We start from the raw sequence: 25,692 nt of genomic DNA, 5'->3' as shown, positions 1-25,692 counted from the left end.
GTGCCCCGGGCGGTCCGGGCCGGGCGCGGGGTGCCGCGCCCGGGCGGGGTCAGGCGCGGCGGTGGGACAGGTCGGCGTAGAAGTGGAGGAGGTCGATCCGGTCGACGGAGCCGGGGTTGACGGCGCGGTCGAGGGGGGTGCCCTGGAGCAGGCGCTTGACGGGGACCTCCAGGCGTTTGCCGGTGAGGGTGTGGGGGACGGCGGGGACCTCGATGATCTCGTCGGGTACGTGCCGGGGTGAGAGGTCCTCGCGCAGGGCGCGGGCGATCCGGGCGCGCAGCGCGTCGTCGAGGGCGGCGCCGGGGGCGAGGTGGACGAAGAGGGGCATCCAGTAGCCGCCGTCGGGCAGTTCCACGCCGATGACGAGGGATTCCCGGATCTCGGGCAGGCGTTCGACGACCTCGTAGATGTCGGCGGAGCCCATGCGGACGCCCTGGCGGTTGAGGGTGGAGTCGGAGCGGCCGTGGATGACGACGGAGCCCCGGGAGGTGAGGGTGATCCAGTCGCCGTGCCGCCAGACGCCGGGGTAGGTGTCGAAGTAGCTGTCGTGGTAGCGGTGGCCGTCGGGGTCGTTCCAGAAGCGGACCGGCATGGACGGCATGGGCTGGGTGACGACGAGCTCGCCGACCTCGTCCACGAGGGGTTCGCCCCGGGGGTCCCACGCCTGGAGGTCGGTGCCGAGGCCGGGGGCCTGGAGCTCGCCGGTGTGGACGGGGAGGGTGGGGACCGCGCCCGCGAAGCAGGAGCAGACGTCGGTGCCTCCGCTGACGGAGGCGGTCCACAGTCCGCCCTCGCGGCCGGCGAACTCGTCGCGCAGCCAGCGGAAGCCGTCGGGGGGCAGCGGCGAGCCGGTGGTGGCGACGCAGCGGACCCTGCTGAGGTCGTGGTCGGCGGCGGGGTGGACCCCGGCCTTGCGGCAGGCCATCACATAGGCGGCGGAGGTGCCGAGGAAGGTGGCGCCGGTGCGTTCGGCGATCCGCCACTGGGCGCCGGTGTCGGGGTGGCCGGGGCTGCCGTCGTAGAGGACGACCGTGGTGCCGGTGAGGAGGCCGGAGACGAGGAAGTTCCACATCATCCAGCCGGTGGAGGTGTACCAGAAGAACCGGTCGCCGGGGCCGAGGTCGCAGTGCAGGCCCAGTTGTTTGAGGTGTTCCAGGAGGATGCCGCCCTGGGACTGGACGATGGCCTTGGGCAGTCCGGTGGTGCCGGAGGAGTACAGCACCCACAGGGGGTGGTCGAAGGGCACCTGGGTGAAGCTCGGGGCGGTGTCGCCGGAGGTGAGGGCCGACCACTCCAGGGCGCCTTCGGGGGCGGGGGTACCGAGCAGGGGGACGTGGACGACGGCGCGCAGGGTGGGGAGGTGGTCGCGGAGTTCGGCGACGGCGGCGGTGCGGTCGTGTTCCCGGCCGCCGTAGCGGTAGCCGTCGACGGCGAACAGGACGACGGGTTCGACCTGCTGGAAGCGGTCGAGGACGCTGCGGGCCCCGAAGTCGGGGGCGCAGGAGGTCCACACCGCGCCGACGGCGGCGGTGGCGAGGAGGGCGACGACCGCCTGCGGGACGTTGGGGAGGTAGCCGCCGATCCGGTCGCCGGGGCGGACGCCGAGGTCGCGCAGCGCGGCGGTGAGGGAGCCCACCTGGCGGCGGAGCTCCGCCCAGGTGACCGTGGCGGGGGCGTGGGTCTCGTCGAGGTGGAGGAGGGCGGCTTCGCCGGGGCGTTCGCCGGCGGCGCGCAGGGCGTGCTCGGCGTAGTTGAGGGTGGCGCCGGGGAACCACTGGGCGCCGGGCATGGTCCGGTCGCCGAGGACGCGCTCGGGGGGCGTCGCGAAGCGCACGTCGAACCATTCGGTGACGGCCCGCCAGAAGGTGTCGAGTTCCTCGACCGACCAGCGGTGCAGGGCCGGGTAGCCGCCGTCGGCGGGGGCGCCGTGGTGGGTGGCGGCCCAGCGCTGGAAGCGGGTGATCCGCGCGTTCTCGACGGTCTGCCGGTCGGGCTGCCAGAGGGGCGGGGCGGGCGCTGCGGACATGGCGGGGGCTCCCCTGCTGTGTGCTGGGCCTGGGGGTCGCCCGCGCGCGGGTGTGGTGCGCGCGGGGACGGTCGGGTCCGGTCGTCGCGCCGCCGTCCGCCGGGCGGGGGCGGTACGGCGACCGGGCCCAGGGGGACGATGCCATGTGATCGACTCGGACACCAGGGCGGGACGCGCCGGTGGGGCGGACGGATCCGCGGGTGAACGGCGGCTGAACCCGGCGCGTCGTGGGCGGTTCCGGTGGCAGGGTGCCGGTCATGGATGGTCGTGGCCTGGTGTGGCGGGTCGGCGCGGTGGGACCGTCGCGGGGGCTGCGCGCCCTGCGCGCGGCGCTGCGCCGACGGCGGACGGACGCGGTGGGGCTGGCGCCGCGCGGGGTGGAGCGGGCCCGGGTGCCGGGGCCGGTGACGGACGTCGTCTCGGGTCCGGGCGGGGGGACGATCCGGTTCGCCCGGTCCGAGCTGCGGGTCCTCGTCACGGTGACGGGGGCGGTGTTCTGGGGGTGGGACGGGGCGGGGCCCGAGCCGTCGTACGCGTTGTCCGGGCCGGTGCCGGAGGCCGACGCCAGGGCGATGCTGGAGCCCGACAAGGACGGCGGCTGGCGGGTGGTGTCGGAGCGGGTCACGGTGACCGTGTCGCGGCACGGGGGTATCGGGGTGCTCACCCCGGGCGGGGTGGTGCTGCGCCGGTTCCTGCCGCCGCGCTGGTGGGAGCCGGTGGGGGGCGGGGCGGCGCGCTGGACGCAGCGGTCGGAGGTGGCGGCGGACGCGCGGTTCTTCGGGCTCGGCGGGTGGGCGGCGGGGCCGTCGCTGCCGGACGGGACGTACCGGTTGTGGAACGCGGGGCCGCGGGGGTCGTCCGGGCCCGGGGACGGTCCGCCGTCGGTGACGATGCCGCTGGAGCTGGTGGTCGCGGACGCGGGGACGCACCTGGTGTTCCACGACACCACGTGGGACGGCTCGGTGACGCTCCAGCGGGGCGAGGAGGGGGCGGGGTCGGGGCACGACCGGCCGGGGACGGTGGAGTCGCGGGCGGACGGGGGGCCGTCGCGGTGCTGGGTGGTGGTGGGGTCCCCGGCGCGGGTGCTGCGCACCTGGGTGTCGCTGACGGGCGCTCCGGCGGTGCCGCCCTCCTGGGCGCTGGGGCACCACCACGCCGGGTGGGGGTCCGGGGGGACGGACGGGGTGCGGCGGGTCGTCGCCGGGTACCGGGAGCGGGGGCTGCCGCTGGACGCCGTGCACCTGGACGTCGGCCATCTGGACGGGCACCGGGGCTTCACGGTGGACGGGCGGCGCTTCGCCGGGCTGCCGGAGCTGGCGGAGGAGCTGGCCGAGGAGGGGGTGCGGCTGGTGTCGGTCGTCGATCCGGCGGTGCGGGTGGCGCCGGGCAGCCCGGTGCTGGCGTCCGGGCGGGCGGCGGGCGCGTTCGTGCGGGACGGGGGCGGTCGGGAGGTGGTCGGGACGCTGTGGGCGGGCGGATCGGTGTATCCGGACTTCACGGACGCGGGGGCGCGGTCCTGGTGGGGCGGGCTGTACGGGGAGCGGCTGGGCCGGGGGTTCGCGGGGTTCTGGCACGACATGGACGCGCCGGTGTCGTTCGCGGCGTTCGGGGAGCGGACGCTGCCCCGGTCGGCGCGGCACTCCCTGGAGGGCCGGGGCGGTGACCACCGCGAGGCGCACAACGTGTACGCGCTGGGGATGGCGCGGGCGGCCCACGAGGGGTTGCTGCGGCTGCGGCCGGACGAGCGGCCGTTCCTGCTCTCCCGGTCGGGGTGGGCGGGGACGCAGCGGTACGGGGGCGTCTGGTCGGGGGACGCGGCGACGGGGTGGCCGGGGTTGCGGGCGTCGTTGGCGCTGGTGCTGGGGCTGGGGTTGTGCGGGGTGCCGTACTCGGGGGCGGACGTGGGGGGTCTCACCGGCGGTCCGTCGGCGGAGCTGTATCTGCGCTGGTTCCAGTTGGGCGCCCGGCTGCCGCTGTTCCGCGTCCAGGCGGCGCCTCGGGCGGGGCGGCGGGAGCCGTGGGCGTTCGGGGACGCGGTGCTGGAGCACGCCCGGGCGGCGCTGTGCGAACGGCGGCGGCTGCGGCCGTACTTCGTGACGCTGGCGCGGCTGGCGGCGCTGACGGGCGCGCCGTACGCGCGTCCGCTGTGGTGGGGGGCTCCGGAGGACAGGGCGCTGCGGGACTGCCAGGACGCGTTCCTGCTGGGGGATGCGCTGCTGGTGGCGCCGGTGCTGGAGCCGGGGGTCGGGGGGCGGGAGGTGCGGCTGCCCCCGGGCGACTGGTACGACGTGGCGACGGGCGCGGTGTTCAGCGGGCCGGGGGTGGCGCGGCTGGCGGCGCCGTTGTCGCGGATCCCGGTGCTGGCGCGGGCGGGCGCGGTGCTGCCGGTGCGGGGCGAGGGGGGCGGGGTGGAGCTGGAGGTCTGGCCTCCCGTGCGCGGACGGACGGGAGGCGGGCTGGTGGTCGCGGACGCCGGGGACGGGTGGGCGGCGGCCGGGGTGGAGCGGTTCACGACCCGCTGGTGGGGTGGCCGGGTGGTCGTGGAGCGGGTGGGCGGCGGACCGGTGGGGTATCCGGTGCGGACGCGGGAGGTGTGAGCCCGGGGGCGGGCTCCCGGTTCAGCTGTAGCGGCCCTCGAACCAGGCCCGGACGGCCAGGGTGTGCAGCGGGAAGGCGAGTTCGGCGGGGCGGCGCAGCAGGTGCCAGCCCTCGGACTCGTCGGTGGCGGCGGAGGGCGGGAGTTCGGCGACCGGGCGTTCGGGGAGGGCGCCGAACAGGAGCAAATAGCCGTCGAGGGAGCTGAGGGCGTCGGTGAGGCGGACGTCGCGGGCGGCGGCGTCGATGCCGGTCTCCTCCTTGAGTTCCCGGACGACGGCGTGGCGCCAGTCCTCGTGGTGGTCCACGAAGCCGCCGGGCAGGGCTATCCCGCCGAGCGCGGGTTCCACCGTGCGGGTGATGACGACCAGGGCGGTGCCCGACGCGTCGTAGACCGGCTGGAGGGCGATGGCGACGGGGAGGGGGTTGTCGTAGGAGGTGGTGCCGCAGGCGGCACAGGTGCGGGGCCAGCCGGAGAGGTCGGCGTAGGGGGCGCCGCAGCTCGAACAGTGGGAATCCCGTACGGGGTTGGCGGGGTGACGCGGTGATTCGGACACGCGCGGACTGTATCCGATCGGGGGGTCCCGGCGATCACGGGAGAGGGGGTGGCCGGAACCACCCCCGTCGGTCCCGGCCACCCCCGTCGATAGGTCCGGACGCGGTTCGGGCCTCCGTGGTTCTCCCGGCGGGCGGCGGATCGTCCGGCGCCCGCCGGGCGGCCGTCAGGTGGTGGCCGTCTGACGGACCGGGACGCTGACCCGCAGGGCGTGTTCCACGACTTCGATGAGGACGTCCTTGACCGTCTCCCGGTCCCGCGCGTCGCACAGGACGACGGGGACGCTCGGGTCCAGGTCGAGCGCCTGGCGGACCGTGTCGGCGGGGTAACGGGACGCTCCGTCGAAGCAGTTGACGCCGACGACGAAGGGGATGCGGCGGCGTTCGAAGTAGTCGACGGCGGCGAAGCAGTCCTCCAGCCGTCGGGTGTCGGCGAGGACGACGGCACCGAGCGCCCCGGTGGCCAGTTCGTCCCAGAGGAACCAGAAGCGGTCCTGGCCGGGGGTGCCGAACAGGTACAGCACCAGGTCCTGGCGGAGGGTGATGCGGCCGAAGTCCATGGCCACGGTGGTGGTGTTCTTCCCCTCGACGCCCCTGGTGTCGTCGACCGGGCGGCCCGCTTCGCTGAGGGCCTCCTCGGTGCGCAGCGGTTTGATCTCGCTCACCGCGCCGACCAGGGTCGTCTTGCCGACCCCGAAGCCGCCCGCCACCAGGATCTTGAGGGTGACGGGTTCTATCGGGGCCTTGCGCTCAGTGCGCCCCAGGGTCATGGCTTCCTTCTCCTGCCTCGGTGGAGTCGCGGGCGGGCGGACCGTATCCGCCGCCCCCCGGTGTCTCGACGACGAGGACGTCTCCGGGACTCACCCGCGTCGAGTCGCTTCCGTCCAGGTGCTGAACGGTACCGTCCCGGCGTTCGACGCGGGCGGCCCCCAAGGCACCCGGGGATCCGCCCGCGAGTCCGTAGGGCGGCACCCTGCGGTGCTGGGCGAGGACGGACACCGTCATCGGCTCGCGGAACCTGAGGCGGCGCACGGCGCCGTCACCGCCGTGCCACCGTCCGGCGCCGCCGCTGCCGGGGCGGACGGCGAACTCCTCCAGGAGGACGGGCAGCCGCCACTCCAGGACCTCGGGGTCGGTGAGCCGGGAGTTGGTCATGTGGGTCTGGACGACGGACGCCCCGTGGAAGCCGTCCCCGGCGCCGGAGCCGGAGGCGACCGTCTCGTAGTACTGGTGGCGTCCGTCGCCGAAGGTGACGTTGTTCATGGTGCCGGAGCCCTCCGCCTGGACGCGCAGGGCCGCGTAGAGGGCTCCGGTGACGGCCTGTGAGGTCTCGACGTTGCCCGCGACGACGGCGGCCGGGGAACGCGGGGCGAGCAGCGAGCCGGGCGGCACGACGATCCGCAGCGGGCGCAGACTGCCGTCGTTGAGGGGGATGTCGGTGGCGACCAGGGTGCGGAAGACGTAGAGCACGGCGGCGGTGACGACCGCTTGGGGGGCGTTGAAGTTGGTGGTGAGCTGGGGGGAGGTGCCGGTGAAGTCGAGGGTGGCGGAGCGCCGCGCGCGGTCGACGGCGACCCGGACCCGGATGACGGCGCCGGAGTCGGTCTCATAGGCGTACGCGCCGTCCCGGAGGGTGCCGACGACCTGGCGGACGGCTTCCTCCGCGTTGTCCTGGACCTGCCGCATGTACGCCTGGACGACGTCGAGTCCGTACTCGTCGATCATGTTCCGGACCTCGTCGACGCCCTTCTGGTTGGCGGCGGTCTGGGCGCGCAGGTCGGCGAGGTTGGTGTCGGGGTCCCGGGAGGGGTGGGGGCCTGCGGTGAGCAGACGGCGGGTCTCGGCCTCGCGGAAGCGGCCGTCCTCGGTGAGGAGCCAGTCGTCGAAGAGGACGCCCTCCTCGTCGAGGGTGCGGCTGTGGGCGGGCATGGAGCCGGGGGTGATGCCGCCGATCTCGGCGTGGTGGCCCCGGGAGGCCACGAAGAACAGGGGGGTGTCCCCCGGCGCGGGATCGGTGGGGCGGGCGAAGACGGGGGTGATGACGGTGACGTCCGGGAGGTGGGTGCCGCCGTGGTACGGGTCGTTGACGGCGTAGCTCCGGCCGGGCCGCAGGCCGGTGCCCCGGCGGCGGATGACCTCCTTGACGCTGGTGCCCATCGATCCCAGGTGGACCGGGATGTGCGGGGCGTTGGCGACGAGGCCGCCGTCGGGGTCGAAGAGGGCGCAGGAGAAGTCGAGGCGTTCCTTGATGTTGACGGACTGCGCGGTGGACTCCAGCCGGGTGCCCATCCGTTCGGCGACGGCCGTGAACAGGTTGTTGAAGACCTCCAGGAGCACCGGGTCGGCGGCGGTGTCCGCGCGAGGGGCGGCGGGCGCGGTGACGCGGTCCAGGACCAGGTGCCCGAGGGGGCCCGCGGTGGCGCGCCAGCCCTCGTCGACGACGGTGGTGGCGCCGTCCTCGGTGATCAGCGCGGGTCCGGTGACAGGGTGGCCGGGGGCGAGCCGGGCGCGGCGGTGCAGCGGGACCCGGCGCCAGGCGCCGCCGGTGTGCAGGTCCGCCTCGGCGGGGGGTTCCGGAGGGCCGGGCGGGGGCGCGAGGCCGGAGAGGTCGGGAGGGTCGGTGCGGCCGGTGGCGGCCACCGAGAGGGACTCGACGACGACGGGGCGGTCGAGGGTGAAGGAGTACAGGGCGCGGTGGCGGTCCGCGAAGGCGCGGGCCATGGTCCCGGGGTCGTCGAGCGGGACGGCGAGGGTCGTGTCGGTGCCGTCGTAGCGGAGGTGCGCCTGGTGGGCGAGGTCGATCCGGTCGTCGGGGACGCCCTCGGCGCGCAGTTCGGCGCGGGCGGCGTCCGCCAGGGCCTCGGCGGTGGCGCGGACGCGGGGCGCGGTGGCGGGGCCGAGGGGGGCTTCGACGGAGCGTTCCCGGAGCGCGGTGAGGTCGGCGAGGCCGATGCCGAGGGCGGAGAGCACTCCGGCGAGCGGGGGCACCAGGACGGTGCGGACGCCGAGGGCGTCGGCGACCGGGCAGGCGTGCTGGCCGCCCGCGCCGCCGAACGTCGTCAGGGCGTAGCGGGTGACGTCGTGGCCCTTCTGGACGGAGATCCGGGTAATGGCGCGGGCGATGTTGGCGACCGCGATCCGCAGATAGCCCTCGGCGACGCCTTCGGGGGTGCGGTCGTCGCCGGTGCGGCGGGTGATCTCGGCGGCGAGTGCGGTGAAGCGTTCGCGGACGAGGCCGGCGTCGGGGGGCTGGTCGTGGCCGGGGCCGAAGACCCGGGGGAAGTGGTCGGCCTGGACGCGGCCGAGCAGCAGGTTGGCGTCGGTGACGGTGAGGGGGCCGCCGGCGCGGTAGCAGGCGGGGCCGGGGTCGGCGCCCGCGGAGTCGGGGCCGACGCGGTAGCGGCCGCCGTCGAAGTGGAGGACGGAGCCGCCGCCCGCGGCGACGGTGTGCAGGTCGAGCGCGGGGGCGTTGAGCCGGACCCCGGCGACGGTGTGGGTGAGGGAGCGTTCGTAGGAGCCCGCGAAGTGGGAGACGTCGGTGGAGGTGCCGCCCATGTCGAAGCCGATGACGCGGTCGTGGCCCGCGAGCCGGGACAGCCGGGCCATGCCGACGACGCCGCCCGCCGGTCCGGACAGGACGGCGTCCTTGCCCCGGAACCGTTCGGCGTCGGTGAGGCCCCCGTTGGACTGGAGGAACAGCGGGCGGGGCGCGTCCGGGCCCAGTTCCTCGGTGAGGCGCCGGACGTGACGGCGCAGCACCGGGGAGAGGTAGGCGTCGGCGACGGTGGTGTCGCCCCGGGGCACCAGCCGCATCAGCGGGCTGACCTCGCTGGACAGGGAGATCCAGGGGAATCCGAGGCGGGCGGCGAGGGCGCCGACGCGCTGTTCGTGCTCCGGGTACAGATGGCTGTGCAGCAGGACGACGGCGACGGCGCGGACGCCGTCGTCGAGGGCGGCGCGCAGCGGCCCCTCCAGGGCGTCGAGGTCGGGCTCCCGCAGCACCTCGCCCTGGGCGGTGACGCGTTCGTCGACCTCGACGACGCGTTCGTGGAGCGGTTCGGGCAGCACGATCTCGCGGTCGAAGATGCGGGGCCGGTTCTGGTAGCCGATGCGCAGGGCGTCGCGGAAGCCCCGGGTGACGAGCAGCAGGACGCGTTCGCCGGTGCGTTCGAGGAGGGCGTTGGTGGCGACGGTGGTGCCCATGCGGACGGCGTCGATCACGTCGTCGGGACCATCGGGGCCACCGGGGCCACTGGGGTCGCCGGGACCGCCGAGGGTGCCGGGGTCGTCCGGGGCGGCGGCGTCCGGGAGGGCGGCGCGGTGTTCGGCGAGGATCAGCCGGATCCCCTCGACGGCGGCGTCGGCGCCGGGGGCGTCCGGGACGGGTCCGGGTCGTGGGCCGCCGCCGGAGCGGGCGGCTCCCTCGGTGGCGCGGTCCCGGGGGGCCCGCGGCCGGGCGGAGAGCAGTTTGCGGGTGACGAGGCGTCCGTCGGGCCGTCGGGCGACGACGTCGGTGAAGGTGCCGCCGCGGTCGACCCAGAACTGCCAGCCCGTCACGCCGTTCTCCCCGCTGCCGCGCCGCCCGCCGGATCCGCGGGCCGCCTCACAGGGCCCGCAGGCCGTTGATCACGTCGCGCAGGATACTCGCGTCGGGCAGTTCCGCCGGAGGGACGGGACGGGTCACATGGACGAGTTCGTCGTCGACCAGGTCCCCGATCAGCACCCGCACCACGCCGATCGGGAGGTCCAGCTCCGCCGCGAGTTCGGCGACGGACTGCGGCGTGTCGCGGCACCGTTCGAGGATGTCGACGTGTTCCGGGGAGAGTGTCTGGTCGGCCTCCGGGTCGGCTGCGTCGGGTTCGGTGACGACCACCGCGATCAGATCGAGGCGGTGCTGGGTGGCGCTGGTGGTGCGGCCCCGGGTCATCGCGTACGGACGTACCACGGGGCCGGCGTCGTCATCGAACCAGTGGGGGGTTCCCTGACCGTCTGCGCTCATGCAGTCCCACTACCCGCCCGAGGACAGTTCGGTGCGCGGAGCGGACCCCAGATGCGCGCCGACCCGCTTCACGAGCAGGGTCATCTCGTAGGCGACCTGGCCCACGTCGGAGTCCGCGTCGGACAGCACGGCGAGACAGCTGCCGTCCCCGGCGGCGGTGACGAACAGGAACGCCTCGTCGAGTTCGACGACGGTCTGGCGGACGCCGCCCGCGTCGAAGTGGCGGCCCACGCCCTTGGCGAGGCTGTGGAAGCCGGAGGCGACGGCGGCGAGGTGCTCGCTGTCCTCCCGGGTCAGGTCCCGCGACACGCCGGTGGGCAGGCCGTCGCCGGACAGGACGAGGGCCTTGCGGATGCTGGCGACGCGCTGGACCAGTTCGTCGAGCAGCCAGTTGAGGTCGCTGTTTCCCCCGGCCGCGCTGTGGTTGACCTGTGGTGCGGTCATGGACCGTCCCCCTCGGTTGTCGTTCCGTGTGCTGTGCCGCCCCGGGCGGTGTCGCCCTCGGCGTTCTCCTCGCGGCCACGGGCCCACCCTCGCTGGAGCGAGGCCATGCGGCTGCGTACTTCGTCGGCGTCCCGCTCGTCGCTGACCGGCCGGGCGCCCGCGCGTTCGCCGCGCAGGTCGGGGCCGCTCTTGAGCTGCGGGGCGAGGTTGGCCTGGCGGACCCGGCGCGGGAGGGCGCCGGTCGGGGGTTCCGCCGGGGAGGTGCCGCCCGGGAGGGGGCGGCGGTCGGGGGTGGTCCGCTCGCGGCGGGGCGCGGTCGTCGCCGGGGCGCCGTCGTCGCCGGGCGGGGTCTGGAGGCTGCGGACGGCGTCGCCGCCGGGCGCGGGGCTCGTGGTGGCCTCCGGGAGTCGGCGCCTGCGCGGCAGGTCCGGCGGTGAGCCGGGGACCGCGCGCGCGGGGGCGGGGCCGGAGTCGGTGACGGGACGGCCGTGGGAGCTGACGAGCTTGGGGGTCCGGCGGCGCGGCAGTCCGGAGTGGTCGTCCGGGGCCGGGGCCTCGGCGGTGGGACCGGCGGACGCGCCGAGGCGGTGCTGCTCTCTGGGGAGGGCGGTGACCGCCCGGCGGGGTCCGGTGAGCGGGACGCGGTCGGCGTCCTGGGAGACGAGGCGGCCGGGCAGGACCTCGATGTCGTCGGCGGAGCCGACCGGGGCGGCGACCTCGGTGGGGCCGTCGAGGACGGAGGCGGGGAGCCCGGGGAGGGTGCCGGTGCCCTGGGCGGGGGTGGTGGCGCGGGTGGCCGCTCCCGCCCCGGCTTCGGTGACCAGGCGCGCGGCGCGGGTCCCGGTGCCGTCGGTGTCGCCGTCGGCGGTCCCGGTGAACAGGGCGTCGGGCAGGAAGACGACGGCGGTGGTGCCCCCGTAGGGGGAGGGCTGGAGCGTGACGCGGACGTTCTGGCGCTGGGCGAGACGGCCGACGACGAACAGACCGAGGCGGTCGGTGTCGGAGAGTTCGAACTCGGGGGGTTCGGCCAGCCGGAGGTTGGCGTCGAGCAGCGCCTCGGCGGTCATTCCGAGTCCCCGGTCGTGGATCTCCAGGGTGAAGCCGTTGGCCACGTAGATGCCGTAGACCTGGACGGTGGTGTGGGGCGGGGAGAACACCGTGGCGTTCTCCAGGAGTTCCGCGACCAGGTGGGTGACGTCGGCGACCGCCGGGCCGGTGACGGCGATCCTGGGCAGCCGCCGGATCTCGATGCGCTCGTAGTCCTCGACCTCCGCGACGGACGCCCGGACGACGTCCATGAGCTGGACGGGCCTGCGCCACTGCCGGGAGGCGGCGGCGCCGGAGAGGATGACGAGGCCCTCGGCGTGACGGCGCATGCGGGTGGTGAGGTGGTCGAGGCGGAAGAGGTCCGCGAGTTCGTCGGTGTCCTCGGTGCGGCGCTCCATGGCGTCCAGCAGGGTGAGCTGCTTGTGCAGGAGGACCTGGCTGCGCCGGGCGAGGTTGACGAAGACCTCGGAGACGCCGTGCCGCAGTTCGGCCTGTTTGACGGTGGCCTCGACGGCGGCGCGCTGGAGGGTGTTGAGGGCGAGGCCGACCTGGCCGATCTCGTCCTTGCCGTACTCCAGGCGCGGGGCTTCCGTGTTGACGTCGACCTTCTCGCCCGCGGCGAGGCGCCGCATGACGCCGGGCAGCTGGACGCCGGACGCCTCGTGGGCCTCCATCTTCAGCAGCCGCAGGTCGCGGATGAGTCCACGGCCGACGCGGACCGACAGGAACACCGAGAACAGCAGTGCCATCAGGCCGAGGACGCCCGCGATGACGGCCCGGGAGATGACGCCGACGGCGATGGGGCGGACCCGGTCCTGGTAGCGGTCGCTGGCGGCGGCGTTGCGGTCGGCGAGTTCGTCGAGGACGGCCTCGGTGGCCTCGTTCCAGCCGGCCGCGGTGAGCATGGTGGGGACGCCCGGGGCCGCGGCGGCCACGGACTCCTCGGCGACGCGCAGCGGGGTGGTGTCCGGGCCGTACCAGAAGGCCTCGTAGCGCTCGCGCTCGGAGGCCGGGAGCAGGGTCAGGTTGACCTCGTACAGCAGCTGGCGCTGGGCGACGAGGTCGGAGATGTCACGGATCTCGTGCCGGGTGAGGCGGCGGGCGACGAGGGCGGAGCCGAGGAGGGCGTCCTCCCGGGAGAGCAGTTCGCGGGCCCGGGCGATGCCGACGAGGGCGCGGCCCTGCTTGTCCATCTCGGGGTCGTCGAGGCCGTGCACGGTCATGACGAGCGCGTAGGCGGGGTCGATGAGCCGGTTGAAGAGGTCGAGGGCGGTGGTCCGGCTGATCGTTCCCTCCTCCACCGCGTGCCGCAGGGAGCCGAGGCCGTCGAGGGCCCCGAGCAGGGCGGTGAGGCGGCCCCGGGACTCGGCGTCGAGGTCGTCCGCGACCCCGGAGCCCCGGGTGTTCTTCCGGACCCTCGTGACCAGTTCGTCCGTGCGCTCGGTGAGCCGTCGCAGATCGGACAGGGCGTCGGTGGAGCGTGGATCGGCCAGGAAGACCAGGGACTGGCGGCGCTCCTCCTGGAGGGCCTGGACCATGTCCTCGACCGGATACCCGATCTTGTCGACCACTTCGGCGACCGTCAGCAGCCGGGTGGCCTCACGACTGGTGATGACGGTGGAGAAACCCCACAGAGCGGTCAGCGAGACGAGCGGCACCAGCAGCAACGCCACGATCTTCCGGCGGATCGATTTCCCGCGAAAGCGCATGGCCTCCCCATACATCGAAACCCCGTCGAGGGGGTAAACAAGCGCGTCAAGAAACGGCGTGAGCCTACTACTGACGTGGGAGCTTCTCGAAGACGTGTCCGGATGCCGATGAGCCGGAGACGGAGCGAGACATCATCAGTTGTCCGGCTATGATGGGAGATTGACTCCCCTGTGGCTCCGCTCACTCTCTGCCGTACCCGACCCGTTCAGCGCGTTCAGTTGGCCGAAAGTGTGCGGTCTGGGGGAATCTTCCAGTGTGTTCGTTCGTCTTCCGTACGGGAGTTGGGTACGGGGTGGGGTCACCGGGGAGCCGAGTGGCCGCCGGTGCGGATGAGCACGGACCCAAGACGGGTGTGGGGGCGTCCCGGAGCATCACGGGACCGCCGTCCTCCCGGACCGCCTCCGGGCGGCATGAAGCGGAGCGAGACGGGCACCACCTGGTTGTCGATGGCAGCGGCACCCGGCGGTTCGGCCCGTGGATGGTGGGGAGTGACGAGGTCATGAGAACGGCAGAGCGGCGGACGGCGGTCGGGCGGGGCGTCCCGGCGAGTCGTCCGGCCGTGGCGGACGGCACCACTGGCGCCACCGGGAGCACCGGGAGCTCCGGGACTACCGGAGGGGCGGCCCGGATCCCGCGTCCCGACGACGGCCGGGAGACCGCGCCGGGCGGCAGTACGGATGCCGGGCGCCGTCCCCGGCAGTTGTGGGTGGAGGAGCCCGCGGACCGCTATCGCATGGCGGACCCGGTGCGGACGGCGGCGGTACGGGCGGTCCTGATCGTGTCGGTCACGCTGATCCAGGCGATGACCGCGTTCTTCTGCACCCTCGCGGAGTCGTGGCTCGCCTTCCCGATGGTGCTGAGCAGCGTCGTCAGCACCATCGTGGCCACCTGGGGGGTGCTCGACGTCTGGGTGACCCGTCAGGTGTGGAAGCAGCGCCACGGGGTGGTGTCCACGCCCAGCAGCACGGCACGGGCGCTGCGGCGCGAGCGGCGGCGGGTCCGGCGGCAGGAGCGGCGGGCCGAGCGGCGGGCCCGTCGGGAGCGGGGGCGGGCGGCCAAGCGGTTGTCGCCCTCCTGAGGGCGACTGTGGGCCCCGGGCCTGGTCCGGGACGGTGCCCTAGGCCCGGGCCGGACGTCCCGGGCTCCGGGGTGGAGGTCCCGGGCTCCGGGCCGGACGTCCCGGGCCCGGGTGGCTGTGCCGGTCCGGGTGTCCGGGGGCCGGGTACCTCGGGCCCGGGTACGTGGGTTCGCTTCCGCTGGTCCGCTTTCGGGTGCGGGGCCGTGGTGGGGCGCTCGCGCAGTTCCCCGCGCCCCCTTCGGGTGCGGCCCGGCGGGGGTGGGGCGTCCGGCTCGCGTACGGGTCTGGAGCCTGGTGGCCACGAGCCGGGTACGTGGGGGCCGCTTCCGCCGGTTCGCTTTTCGGGTGCGGGGCCGTAGTCGGTCGGTCGCGCAGTTCCCCGCGCCCCTTTCAGGTGCGTCCCGTCTGGCTAGCGTGCGGGCCCGGTACGGGTGGCCACGAGCCGGTACGTGGGGTCCGGGTACAGGGGGGCCGCTTCCGCTGGTCCGCTTTCGGGTGCGGGGCCGTGGTGGGCTGCTCGCGCAGTTCCCCGCGCCCCCTACGGGTGCGACCCGGTGGGGGCGTCGACGAGTACGGAGAACGTCCGACCGCCACAGCCGCCGCAGACGGAGGCGGCGATCCGCACCGGACGGCCGTCGTCGTCGCTCCGCAGGCACTCCGCGAGAGCGGGGGAAACGTCCTCGTCCACGTGGTCGTCAGCATGTGCGTGTCCACCGTTCCACCGGTCGCGGGCGGGCGGGACGGCGGGCATCGCCCCCGGCCGTCGAGAGCCCGTCCGGGCCCGCTGGAGCGCGTGGGACGACGGCCGGGAGCGGTCCGTACCGGACCTGGTGCGTCTCCGTCGGCCCGCGCGCGGCCCGGCGTCCCGGTCGGTGGGGGCCCGCGAGGGGCGCTCCCCCGCCGTCACGCGGGCGGGGGACGCCCTCCGGAGCGGCGGGCCGGACGGTCCCCGGGTCAGGCGGTCGGGGCCGGGCGCTTGTACATCCGGGTCGCGGTGATCTCGCCGTGCACGCCCTCGTCCGAGGCGGTGGCCTGGGGCAGTCCGGGGCGCAGGTGTTCCTCGACGCTGATGTACTTCAGCCCGGCCCGCAGGTCGGCGTCGTTGCGCAGCCGGATGACGAGCGGGAACTCCGCGAGGGCCGTGGTGTCGAAGAGGCCCGTGGTGTACAGGAGCTGGACCCCGAGCGCGTCGGACACCGCCCGCTGGAGCTCCAGCAGATAGGTGGCGTTGGCACGGCCGATGGGGTTGTCGAGGAACAAGGTGCCCGCGTGCCGGTTCCGGGCGTGACCCCGGTCGTTGGAGCGCAGCGCCGCCATCGTGCAGTAGAGGGCGATCGCGGCGGTCAGCAGCTGTCCGCCGGAGAACACGTCGCCCATCTGTCCGACGGGCACCCGCTCGGCGCGCAGCACCGCGTCCGGCTTGAGGATCTCCACCGAGACGCCGCGCGGCTGGAGGGCGGCCTGCACCCCGCGCAGCAGCAGCGACATGCCGTCGCGCCGCAGATCGGAGTTCTTGCGGACGGCGGCCCGGGTCGCCTCGTCGATGACCTCGCCGAGCCGTTCCACCAGGGTGGCCTGGTCGGGCTCCTCGAAGCGGATGCGCAGGAACTCCTGCCCGGACCACTCCCCCAGTCCCTCCGGGAGCTGGGAGAGGCGCTGCGCGGAGCGCAGGGTGGCCAGCGCCGACTCGACCAGTCCGCGCAGCCGGTCCACGATCGAGTCGCGGTTGCGTTCCAGCTGGGCCAGCTCGTCGGTGAGCACCCGCAGCCGGGGGGCGAACGCGTCGGCCCACTTCTGGGCGTGGTCGGGCAGCGCGGCGGCGGGGAGTTCCCGGATCTGCTGGCGGGCCGGGGTGCGGACCTGTTCGTAGCGGGTGGAGTTGGCGTGCCGCACCAGGACGTCGCTGGCCTCGCGCACCGCGCCGTCGGCGGCCGAGAGGTCGGCGGCGCAGCCGCGCAGCGAGCGGCGGGTCTCGGCGGCGGCGGTCCGGGCCTCGGCCAGGGTGCCCGGGTAGGGCTCGGGTTCCCCGGCCGCCTCGGTGGCCTCGGGGTCGTGGTGGTCGCGCAGCGGATCCCGCAGCTGGGCGGCCGTCTCGTCGAAGCCCCCGGCCGCGTCCTCGGCGGCGCGGTGCGCCCGCAGCAGTTCGGCGTGGGCCTCGCGGGCCCCGGTCAGCGCCTCCGTACGGGCGGCGAGCTCGGCGGTGGCGGCGCGCAGCAGGCCCTGGGCGTGGTCGACCCCGGTGGGGACCTGGTCCTCCGGGAGCGGGGTGTGGGCCTCGCCGTCCTGGGGGGCGAGGCGTTCGGCGTCGCCGCGCAGCCGTCCGAGCTGCTCGCTGGCGGTGGAGACCCGGTTGTCCAGGAGCTGGACCTGTTCCTCGGCGCGGGCCGCGGCGGCTTGGCGGGAGGGCCCGTCGGAGCCGTCGGGGGACTCCAGGAGCTGGGCGGCGCGGGTGCGGACCTTGTTGCTGAGCCGGTCGAGTTCGGCGAGGGCGGCGCTCTCGTCGCTCTCGGCGCGGGCCTGTTCGGCACGCAGGTCGGCGCCGACGCCGACCTTCTCGTACACCTGGGAGGCGGCCCGGTACGCCTCGCGGAGCGCGGGCAGCGAGATCTTCGGGGCGGCCTCGTCGGCGTCGGCCGCGGGGAGCTCGTCGGGGGCGCCCGCGATGTCGGCGCGTTCGGCGCGCAGGGCGCGGGCGGTGCGGCGGGCGTCGTCGGCGGCGCGCTGGGCGGCGCGGCGGTCCTCGTCGGCGGTCCGGGCGCGGTCCAGGCAGTACTGGGCGCGGGCCTCCGACTCGACGGCCTCGTCGGCGAGTTCCCGCAGCCGGGCCTGCCAGCCCGCGCGTTCCCGCAGCCGGAAGGCGAGGCCCGCGAGGGCGTCGGCGGCGCGGCGGGCGCGCTGGGCGGTGTCCTGGCGTTCGTCGCGGACGCGGGCGGCCTCGGCGGCGGTCTCCTCCGCCTCGGCGCGGGCGGTGCGCGCCTCGGTGAGTTCGGCCTCGGTCTCCTCGGCGAAGGCCCGGGCCCGGTGGGCGGCGGCGGCGAGTTCGGCGAGGCGTCCGGCGGGGCAGCCGGTGCGCCAGGAGGCGAGCCGGGAGGCGAGTTCGCGGTCCTTGGCGAGGCGGGCGGCGAGGGCCCGGATCTCCTCGTCGCGGGCGGTGGCCCGGGTGCGCAGGGCCTGCCGTTCCTCGTCCGCGGCGTGCTCGTCGTGCATGGCCGGGTTCGGCGGGACGAGGAAGACCGCGTCGTCGGCTCCGTCGCCGGTCCCGGCGGGCGGGGTGGGGGCGAGCAGGGCGGCGGCGGTGCCCACGGCGACCGTGGAGCGCGGCAGCAGGGCGGCGCCCGCGAGCGCGGCGCGGGCCCGGGCGTGGGTGTCCGGGTCGGTGATGATGACGCCGTCGACGAGTTCGGGGCGGGCGGCGAGGACCCGGGCGTGGTCGGCGGGGTCCACGGCCTGGGCGAGGTAGCGCCAGCCGGGGAGCGCCGGGATGCCCTGTTCGCCGAGGAACTCGACGGTGGCGAGGACGTCCGGGCCGGGCGGGAGGAGGCCGCCGTCGCCGAGGGCGCCGAGGATGCGGGAGTCGTCGGCGGCGGCGGTGCGCAGTTCGAAAAGCTGGCGTTCGGCGGCCGTGACCCCTTCGTCGAGCAGCCGTCGCAGATCGTCCGCGACGTGGTCGAGTTCGGTGGCCGTCAGGGGGGCGGCGCCGGGGTCCGGTTCGGGTCCGTCGGTGGCCGACGGGTCGGCCCGGCGGGGCTGGGGCACCCCGGGGGTGTCCACGGGGCGGGCGGGGGCGCCGGGCAGGCCGAGGAGTTCGGTGAGGCGTTCCTCGGCGGCGAGGGCCTCGGCGGCGAGGCGTTCGGCGTCGTGGGCGCGGGCGGCGGCGCTCGCCGCGTCGGCGGCGCGGGCCGCGGTGAGTTCGGCGCGGGACTCTGCGGTGGCCGTCTCGCGGGCGGTCCCGGCGGTGCGGAGGGCGGCTTCGCGGGCGGTGTCCCAGGCGGCGACGGCGGTCTTCTCCGACTCGCTGGCGGCGAGCGCGGCGCGGGCGGGGTCGGCGTCGGGCGCGGTGTCGTCGAGCCAGCCCGCCCGGACGGCCTCGGCGGTCTCCTGTTCGACCTCGGCGAGGCGCTGGCGGAGGTGTCCGGACTCGCTGCGGGCGCGCTGGGCCTCGGTGGCGGCGGCGGTGGCGTCGCGGTGGGCGGCCTCGCCCGCCTCCTGGAGGGCCGCGGAGCGCTCCTCGCCCTCGTTGGCGAGGCCCTCGGCGTTCTCGGCGGCGGTGTGCAGGACGCGGACCAGGTCGGCGGCGGCGCGGGCGCGGGCGGCGAGCGCGGGGGCGGCGTCCCGTTCGGCCTCCAGGATGGCGGCGGCCACCCGGGCGGAGCGGTCGGCGGCGGCGCGGTGCCGCAGTACGGCCTCGGCTGCCTGCCAGGCGGCGTACAGGGTGCGGGCGTCGGCCAGTTCGCGCTTCTGCGCGGCGGCGGCCTTCTCGGCCCCGGTCAGGGCCAGGGAGGCGTGCCGGAAGGCCAGTTCGGCGGCGATCAGGTCGCTGCGGCCCCGGGCCCGTTCGGCCTCGGTGACGGTGTCCGCGGCGGCGGTGACCCGGTCGGCGAGGTCGGCGGCGCGGAGGCGTTCGGCGGCGCCCCGGGCGGCCAGGGCGCGGACCAGGACGCGGGTGCGGCGTTCGGCGGCGGCGTGGACGTCGCGGGTGCGGGCGCGGGTGGCGGCGGCGTCCACGATCCGGCCGAGCAGGTCGACGGAGCCCGCCGTGAAGTCGCGTTCGGCGATGAGTTCGGCGCGGCGGCCGAGTTTGCCGCCGAAGCCGCTGACGAGGTCGGCGAGGCCGTCGGTGTCCCGGGTGTCGGTGACGGCCCGCAGCAGCAGATCGGTGAAGTCGGAGTCCTTCTTGACCGCGAAGAGTCCGGCGGCCTCGCCCTCGTCGGCGTTCATCTCGCGCTGGTAGCGGAAGAGTTCGGGGTCGAGTCCGAGTTCCCCGAGGTGGTCCGTCCAGCGCTCGTGGATCTCCTCCCAGTGGACGTCGAGGTGCGGGTAGGTCCGGCCCGCCTCGGTGAGCGCGTCCCGGAAGCCCTTCATGGTGCGGCGGCGGCCCCGGGCGCCGGAGGCCCCCTCGACGGGCGGGCGCACGGCGGTGGACTCGGCGACGGGGAGGTTGTCGAGGCCCAGGCCGGGGCCGGGGCGCAGGGAGTACCACGCCTCGGCGAACTTGCGGGGGTCGTTGGAGACCTGGCGGCCCCGCCACTCGCTGACCTTGCCGACCACCACGCACTCGCCGGTCCGGGTGTGCTGCCACTCCAGGGCGACGTGGCCGCAGTCGTCCGCGAGCAGGAACTTGCGCAGCACTCCGGAGCTGGCGCCGCCCAGGGTGTTGCGGTGGCCGGGGAGCATCACCGAGAAGATCAGCTTGAGGAGGACGGACTTGCCGCCGCCGTTCTCCAGGAACAGCACGCCCGCGGGGGCCGGGCGGCGCGGCGGGCCGACCGGCTCCTCCGCGAAGAACTCCGCCTGGGTGGGGGCGGGGTCGGGCACGGGGGCGCCGACCCCGCGCAGGTCCAGCACGGTGTCGGCGTAGCGCGCACCGGCGGGTCCGATGGAGTAGAGGCGGACCCGGGACAGCTCGTACATGGCGGCGGACTCTCGTCGAGGGTGGGGAGGTGGGGGGCGCGGGGCGGGCCTGCGGGCGGCCCGCCGCGCGGCGGACGGCGGGGAGCTACGAGTGGAACGGGAGTCCCGCGTCGGCGACGAGTTCCAGGTCGTCGGTGTCGTCGGCGGGGAGCAGGGTGGCCGTGCCGTCGGTGACGGGGACCACGCCGAGGTCGAGGAGTTCGGCCATGGCGGCGGTGCCCGCGAGGTCGCGGACCTGGAGCTGGTAGCGGGCGGTGGTGCGGTAGGTGCCGCCGGAGTCGTCGCCGGTGCGCTGGAGGAAGCCGGAGTCGGTGAGGAAGGCGACGGCCTTGGCGACGATGCCGGTGGTGGATCCGGCGAGCCGGCGGGCGTCCTTGGTGGCGCCGGTGGAGCTGCGCCGGGACCAGACCCGCCAGGCGGCCTCCAGACCGGGGGCGCCGGACGCGGGGTCGGTGTTCTCGCCGTCCTGGGCCGCGCGCTCCTCCAGCCGTCGGCACGCCTGGCGGACGAAGGCGTCGACGCCGTTGACGGTGACCCGGCCGACGTACCCGTCGTCGAGGAGGTCGTCGGGGCGGGGGAAGGCGAGCGCGGCGACGGCGAGGTGGGCGAGGCCGTGCAGGAAGCGGTCGGCGGAGTCGGCGGCGGTGCGCCGGGCGTAGTCGCCCATGCGGACCGCGAAGACGGAGTCCTCGGCGGCGGTGACGGCCATCCCGGCGCGGGGGGAGACCTCCAGGACGACGAGGCCGAGGCCGGTGGCGACGGCGTCGGCGAGCCGGGCGAAGGGCGGGTCCTCGCGGTAGCGGCGCAGCAGCCCGGCGTACTCCTGGTCACGGGCGGGCTGGAGCTTCGGCTGGAGTCCGAAGGCGACGAGCCGGGCGGCGTCGGCGGTGTCGGCGGGGGTGAGGGGGGTGGCCGCCACGGGCTGCCGGTGGTCCTCCGGTTCGCTCCACGCGGCGGGGTCCGCTGGGTGGTCGCTCACGGCTGGTGCTCCTCGGTCGGGTGGTGCGCGGTACCGGTCGGTCCGGCGGTACGGGGTGCTGGGTGGCGGGCGGGGGAAGGCCGCTGGCGGGTGGGGGAAAGCCGCTGGCGGGCGGGGGACGGCCGCCGGGCGGCGGGGGAAGGCCGCCGGACCCGGAGGGCGGAGGACGGCCGCCGGGCCGTGGGGGAAAGCCGCCGGGGCGCGGGGCGCGGCGGGGTCACACGGCCTCCGTCCGGGCGGCGGCCATGCCCACGGCGTCCAGGAGGGCCGTGCCGACGATGAGGTCGGCCCCGCCGAAGCCGGGGTCGTCCAGTTCGGTGCCGTCGTCGACGGCGAACAGCAGCCGCTCCTCACCCTGGCGGTAGGCGGTGCCCACGGCGGGGCTCGCCGCGTGGACGGCGAGCAGGGCGACGAGGTAGGGCAGGTCCTCGTCGCCGGTGCGACGGGCCTCGGCGAGCAGTCCGGACAGCCGCCGGGGCGCGTCGGGGGGCAGGTCGAGCAGCCGGGTGGCGCGGGCGAGCTGTTCGTCGCTGAAGCGGCTGTCGTCGGGGGTGGCGATCAGATCAGGCTCGGGCATCTCGGCGCCGAGGTGCTCGCGTTCCTGCGGCGGGGTGAGCAGGATGCCGACGAGGTCGGCCACCCGCACGGACACGGGGGTGCGGAAGCCCGCGCCCCGGGCGAAGAACGCGTCGGTGACCCGTTTCGCCCGTTCCACGGGGAGCGGGAGGGCGGGGGCGAGGAGCTGGCCGTACAGGTCGAGGCCCGCGCCGCCGGTGGGCGGGGCGAACGCCTGGCGGTCCTGTTCGGCGCGGAAGAGGGGGCCCGCTTCGAGCAGCCGGGCCTGGAGCTGGGTGTGACGGCGGATGCAGTCCTTGACGATGTCGACGAGTTCGGCGGCGCGCCGCTTCTGCTCCGGGTCCTCGGACTCGTCCCGGGCCTTGCGGATGTTGGTGAGGATCGCGTTCTCGTGCCGGTAGCGGTCGGCGACGTGGTCGAGGGCCTCGTCGATCATGTCGGGGACGCCGTGCAGCCAGTCGACGGCGCGGACGTCGCGGCGGGTCGCGTCCAGGGCCCGGCGCAGGGTCTCGGAGTACTGGACCGTGCGGTAGCGGGCCTGTTCGGCGGCGAGCTGGGCGTCGGCGAGGCGGCCCCGGCTGATCAGGACCTCCAGCTTGACCTCGGCGGCGATCTGGGCGCTGGTGACATCGGTGTCGAGGGCGCCGACGAGGACGTTGACGGCTTCGTCGGTGGTGCGCAGGTACACCCCGCCGCCGTAGCCGGAGACCTCTTCGATGAGCTTGAAGTCGTAGTCCCGGCGCACATAGGTGCCGTCGGGGGCGAAGGTGCCGTAGACGGCGCGGAAGCCCCGGTCCACGCTGCCCACGTTGATCAGGTTCTCCAGGACCCAGCGGGCGACGCGCTCGTGCTCGTGGGCGGGGCGGTCGACTGCCTGGGCGGCGACCCGGGGGACGAGCCGGGCGACGATCTGGTCGTGGTCGGCGCCCGTGTCGAAGTCCATGTTCAGGGTGACGAGGTCGATGGCCGACAGCGCCACCTCGGCCATGCCGTAGACGGAGTACTCGCCCGCGAGGTTCGCCTTGCGGACGTCGAGGTCGTGCAGCGGGGCTGTGCACGCGAGGGCGCGCAGCCGCCGTGCCAGGCCCTCGTCGGCGGCCGGGCCCGGGGCTGGCCGCGGGCCCGCGCTGAACTGGGGCGGAGCGGGATCCGTCGAGGCAGGCGAAGTCACGGGGCACAGCCTAGGTCCTCGATCTGACATCGGCCGAAACGACGCAGACGGACGGCCGGGGCACCGGGGAGGGACCGCCGGGACCCCGTCGGGCTACCGTGTCCGCCGGACGCACCCCGCCGTCCCGGCACGGCGACGGCGACGGCGACGGCGACGGCGACGGCGACGGCGACGGCGACGGCGACGGCGACGGCCCAGCGGTACCGGAACGCTCCCGAGCCCGGAAGCGCGGGACCCAGGGCCCCAAGGCAGCGGAACGGTGAGCCGACGGGACGGCGGAACACGAGAGGGGAACCGGGGGACATGGTCACCATCGACCTCAACGCGGATCTGGGCGAGGGCTTCGGCCGCTGGACGCTCACCGACGACGAACGGCTGCTGTCGGTCGTCACCAGCGCCAACGTGGCCTGCGGGTTCCACGCGGGGGACGCCCTGACCATGCGCCGGGTGTGCGACCTCGCCGTGGAGCGCGGCGTCCGGATCGGCGCCCAGGTCTCCTACCGGGACCTGGCGGGCTTCGGACGGCGCGCGATGGACGTCCCGGCCGCGGAACTGGCCGCCGAGGTCGCCTACCAGATAGGGGCGCTGGAGGTGTTCGCCCGGGCGGCGGGCGCGCGGGTGGCGTACGTCAAACCGCACGGCGCGCTCTACAACCGGATCGTCCACGACGGGGAGCAGGCCGCCGCCGTGGTGGAGGGGGTGCGGCTCGCGGGGGACGCCCTGCCCGTCCTCGGGCCGCCCGGGTCGCTGTTCCTGGCGGCCGCCGGGGAGGCCGGACTGCCGGTCGTCACCGAGGCGTTCGGGGACCGCGCCTACACCGAGCGGGGCACCCTGGTCCCGCGCGGCACGCCCGGTGCCGTGGTCACCGACCCGGACGCGGTGGTCAGCCGCTCGGTGGCGCTGGCCCGCACCGGCACCGTCCGCGCCGACGGGGGCCGTGAGATCTCCGTCCCGGCCCGGTCGCTGTGTCTGCACGGGGACACCCCGGGCGCGGTGGAGCTGGCCCGGCGGGTGCGTGAGGAGCTGGAGCGGTCCGGGGTGCGGGTGGAGGCGTTCGCGTGAGGGTGCTGGAGGTCGGCGAGCGGGCCCTGCTGGTGGAGGTGGACAGCGGGGAGGCGGCCCGGGCGCTCCACGCGGAGCTGGAGCGCCGCCGGGCGGCCGGGACGCTACGGGCCGTGGAGATCGTCCCGGCCGCCCGGACGGTGCTGCTGGACGGGGTGGACGACCCCCGGGCGCTCGCCGCGCGGCTGACCGGCTGGACGGTTCCGGCGCCCCGGGCGCACCGGTCGGACGTGGTCGAGATCCCGGTCCGCTACGACGGTCCGGACCTGGCGGAGGTCGCCGCGCTGTGGGGGGTGGCGCCCGGGGAGGTGGCGGCCCTGCACTCCGGCACCGGGTTCCAGGTGGCGTTCTGCGGCTTCGCGCCCGGCTTCGGCTATCTGACGGGGCTGCCCGAGCGCTACCGGGTGCCGCGCCGGTCCACCCCGCGCACCTCGGTGCCCGTCGGGGCGGTGGCGCTCGCCGGGCCCTACACCGGGGTGTACCCACGGTCCTCGCCCGGTGGCTGGCAGCTCATCGGGACGACGGACGTGACGCTGTGGGACCCCGGGCGGGTCCCGGCCGCGCTGCTCTCCCCCGGCACCCGGGTGCGGTTCACCGTCCGGGAGCCGGAGGAGCCCGCTCCTCCCCCGCCGGGCTCCGGGACGGCGCGGGCGAGGGCGGAGGGACGGCCGTGAACGACCGTGCCGTCGTGGTGGTGCGGGCGGGCGCCCTGACGACCGTCCAGGACCGGGGTCGCCCCGGGTACGCGCACCTCGGGGTGCCCCGCTCGGGGGCCCTCGACCCGCCGGCCGCCGCGCTCGCCAACCGGCTGGTCGGCAACGCGGTGGACGCCGCCGTCCTGGAGACCACCCTCGGCGGCTGCGCGGTGCGGGCCCGGCGCGGGACGCTGGCCGCGGTGACCGGGGCGCCGAGCCGGGTCACGGTGGACGGCCGGGCGGCCGGGCAGGGCACCGCCCTGTGGGTGCCCGCCGGGGCGGTCCTCGACGTCGGTCCCGCGCTCGCGGGGGTCCGGGGCTATCTGGCCCTGTCGGGGGGAGTCCTCGTGGACCCGGTGCTCGGGAGCCGTTCGACGGACCTGCTGTCGGGCCTGGGGCCCGCCCCGCTCGTCGACGGGGACGTGCTCCCGCTCGGCCCCGGGCGCCCGCCCCGCGCCCGTGTCGACGCGGCCCCGCTGCCCGGGCCGCCCGGCACGCTGGTGCTGGGGGTGCGGCTCGGTCCCCGGGCCGACTGGTTCACGGCCGGGGCGCTGCGCGTACTCACCACCCGGGAGTACCGGGTGTCCCCGGCGAGCAACCGGGTGGGGCTGCGGACCGAGGGGCCCGCCCTGGAGCGGGCGGTCGGGGGCGAACTGCCCAGTGAGGGCGTGGTCCTGGGCGCCGTCCAGGTGTCGCCGGACGGGCGGCCGGTGGTGTTCCTCGCGGACCATCCGACGACCGGGGGGTACCCGGTGGTCGCCGTCGTCCGGGAGGCCGACCTCCCGGCGGCGGCCCAGGCCGCGCCGGGCACACCGGTGCGGTTCGTGGTGGCGGCGCCCGGGGCGAGGCGTCCGGGAGGCCGCTGACGGGGTCCGGCCGGTTCCGGTCGGACCCAACCACCGGGGACCCGTCGGCCACGGGCCCGTCGACCGTCCGTCAAGGGTGCCGTCGCGAAGGGGCCCGTCCGTGGCACGCCGCCGGGCCGCACGCCGTCGCCCCTCACAGGCCCGGCCCGCTTCCGCCCCAGCCCGCCGTCCGGTCTGTTCTCGCCCGGCCTGCTCCCGTCCGGCGCGGGCCCGCCCCGACGGCGGCCGCCCCGACGGCGGCCGGTCGGACGGCGGCCG

At 76.0% G+C, this 25,692-nt stretch carries 16 protein-coding genes; 5 read left to right on the top strand and 11 right to left on the bottom strand.

What is annotated here, in order from left to right; translation table 11 throughout:
* Window positions 1–49: 49 nt before the first annotated feature.
* A complete protein-coding gene (locus ACVWNX_RS29850) occupies window positions 50–2,026 on the bottom strand; it encodes an acetoacetate--CoA ligase (protein ID WP_454411294.1) in 1,977 nt (658 codons plus the stop codon).
* A 257-nt stretch (window positions 2,027–2,283) separates the two neighbouring features.
* Between ACVWNX_RS29850 and ACVWNX_RS29845 the strand changes: the two genes are divergently transcribed.
* Window positions 2,284–4,623 carry a glycoside hydrolase family 31 protein gene (locus ACVWNX_RS29845; RefSeq protein ID WP_454411293.1) on the top strand — a complete coding sequence of 780 codons (2,340 nt, stop codon included), beginning with the start codon at window positions 2,284–2,286 and terminating at the stop codon, window positions 4,621–4,623.
* A 21-nt stretch (window positions 4,624–4,644) separates the two neighbouring features.
* On the opposite strand, the gene ACVWNX_RS29840 is transcribed toward ACVWNX_RS29845, so the two are convergent.
* From ACVWNX_RS29840 to ACVWNX_RS29815, 6 genes are all read right to left on the bottom strand, one after another.
* Window positions 4,645–5,178 (bottom strand): NUDIX domain-containing protein, encoded by a 534-nt coding sequence (locus tag ACVWNX_RS29840; protein WP_454411292.1) that lies wholly within the window; start codon window positions 5,176–5,178, stop codon window positions 4,645–4,647.
* 165 nt (window positions 5,179–5,343) lie between these two features.
* A complete protein-coding gene (locus ACVWNX_RS29835) occupies window positions 5,344–5,946 on the bottom strand; it encodes a GTP-binding protein (RefSeq protein WP_454411291.1) in 603 nt (200 codons plus the stop codon).
* Window positions 5,927–9,733 carry a hydantoinase B/oxoprolinase family protein gene (locus ACVWNX_RS29830; protein ID WP_454411290.1) on the bottom strand — a complete coding sequence of 1,269 codons (3,807 nt, stop codon included), beginning with the start codon at window positions 9,731–9,733 and terminating at the stop codon, window positions 5,927–5,929. The genes ACVWNX_RS29835 and ACVWNX_RS29830 overlap by 20 nt, the downstream gene beginning before the upstream one ends.
* Before the next feature lie 46 nt (window positions 9,734–9,779).
* Complete coding sequence (locus tag ACVWNX_RS29825) at window positions 9,780–10,175, bottom strand: DUF742 domain-containing protein (protein WP_454411289.1); 396 nt, start codon at window positions 10,173–10,175, stop codon at window positions 9,780–9,782.
* A 9-nt stretch (window positions 10,176–10,184) separates the two neighbouring features.
* Window positions 10,185–10,619, bottom strand: coding sequence for a roadblock/LC7 domain-containing protein (locus tag ACVWNX_RS29820; RefSeq protein WP_454411288.1), 435 nt, complete (start codon window positions 10,617–10,619; stop codon window positions 10,185–10,187).
* Window positions 10,616–13,375, bottom strand: a complete 2,760-nt coding sequence (locus tag ACVWNX_RS29815; RefSeq protein ID WP_454411287.1) for a sensor histidine kinase — start codon at window positions 13,373–13,375, stop codon at window positions 10,616–10,618. The genes ACVWNX_RS29820 and ACVWNX_RS29815 overlap by 4 nt, the downstream gene beginning before the upstream one ends.
* A gap of 500 nt (window positions 13,376–13,875) precedes the next feature.
* Here ACVWNX_RS29815 and ACVWNX_RS29810 point away from each other — a divergent pair, with 500 nt between their 5' ends.
* On the top strand, window positions 13,876–14,454 hold the full coding sequence (locus ACVWNX_RS29810) for a hypothetical protein (protein WP_454411286.1): 579 nt from the start codon (window positions 13,876–13,878) through the stop codon (window positions 14,452–14,454).
* Window positions 14,455–14,992: 538 nt separating this feature from the next.
* Here the strand turns inward: ACVWNX_RS29810 and ACVWNX_RS29805 are convergent.
* From ACVWNX_RS29805 to ACVWNX_RS29790, 4 genes are all read right to left on the bottom strand, one after another.
* Window positions 14,993–15,142, bottom strand: a complete 150-nt coding sequence (locus ACVWNX_RS29805) for a hypothetical protein (RefSeq protein WP_454411285.1) — start codon at window positions 15,140–15,142, stop codon at window positions 14,993–14,995.
* A gap of 266 nt (window positions 15,143–15,408) precedes the next feature.
* Window positions 15,409–20,085, bottom strand: coding sequence for a hypothetical protein (locus ACVWNX_RS29800; protein WP_454411284.1), 4,677 nt, complete (start codon window positions 20,083–20,085; stop codon window positions 15,409–15,411).
* Window positions 20,086–20,170: 85 nt separating this feature from the next.
* Window positions 20,171–21,004: a hypothetical protein gene (locus ACVWNX_RS29795; protein ID WP_454414991.1), complete on the bottom strand. Its 834-nt coding sequence runs from the start codon at window positions 21,002–21,004 to the stop codon at window positions 20,171–20,173.
* 277 nt (window positions 21,005–21,281) lie between these two features.
* A complete protein-coding gene (locus ACVWNX_RS29790; RefSeq protein ID WP_454411283.1) occupies window positions 21,282–22,811 on the bottom strand; it encodes a hypothetical protein in 1,530 nt (509 codons plus the stop codon).
* A 303-nt stretch (window positions 22,812–23,114) separates the two neighbouring features.
* Between ACVWNX_RS29790 and ACVWNX_RS29785 the strand changes: the two genes are divergently transcribed.
* The 3 genes from ACVWNX_RS29785 to ACVWNX_RS29775 are packed head-to-tail and all read left to right on the top strand — an operon-like array spanning window position 23,115 to window position 25,434.
* Window positions 23,115–23,873, top strand: coding sequence for a LamB/YcsF family protein (locus tag ACVWNX_RS29785; RefSeq protein ID WP_454411282.1), 759 nt, complete (start codon window positions 23,115–23,117; stop codon window positions 23,871–23,873).
* Window positions 23,870–24,547 (top strand): 5-oxoprolinase subunit B family protein, encoded by a 678-nt coding sequence (locus tag ACVWNX_RS29780; RefSeq protein WP_454411281.1) that lies wholly within the window; start codon window positions 23,870–23,872, stop codon window positions 24,545–24,547. The genes ACVWNX_RS29785 and ACVWNX_RS29780 overlap by 4 nt, the downstream gene beginning before the upstream one ends.
* Window positions 24,544–25,434, top strand: a complete 891-nt coding sequence (locus tag ACVWNX_RS29775; RefSeq protein WP_454411280.1) for a 5-oxoprolinase subunit C family protein — start codon at window positions 24,544–24,546, stop codon at window positions 25,432–25,434. The genes ACVWNX_RS29780 and ACVWNX_RS29775 overlap by 4 nt, the downstream gene beginning before the upstream one ends.
* The last annotated feature ends 258 nt before the right edge of the window (window positions 25,435–25,692 follow it).

This window comes from Streptomyces sp. JNUCC 64 (assembly GCF_054484115.1).
The sequence above is the reverse complement of the archived record's forward strand: the minus strand, read 5'-3'. Positions and strand labels throughout refer to the sequence as shown.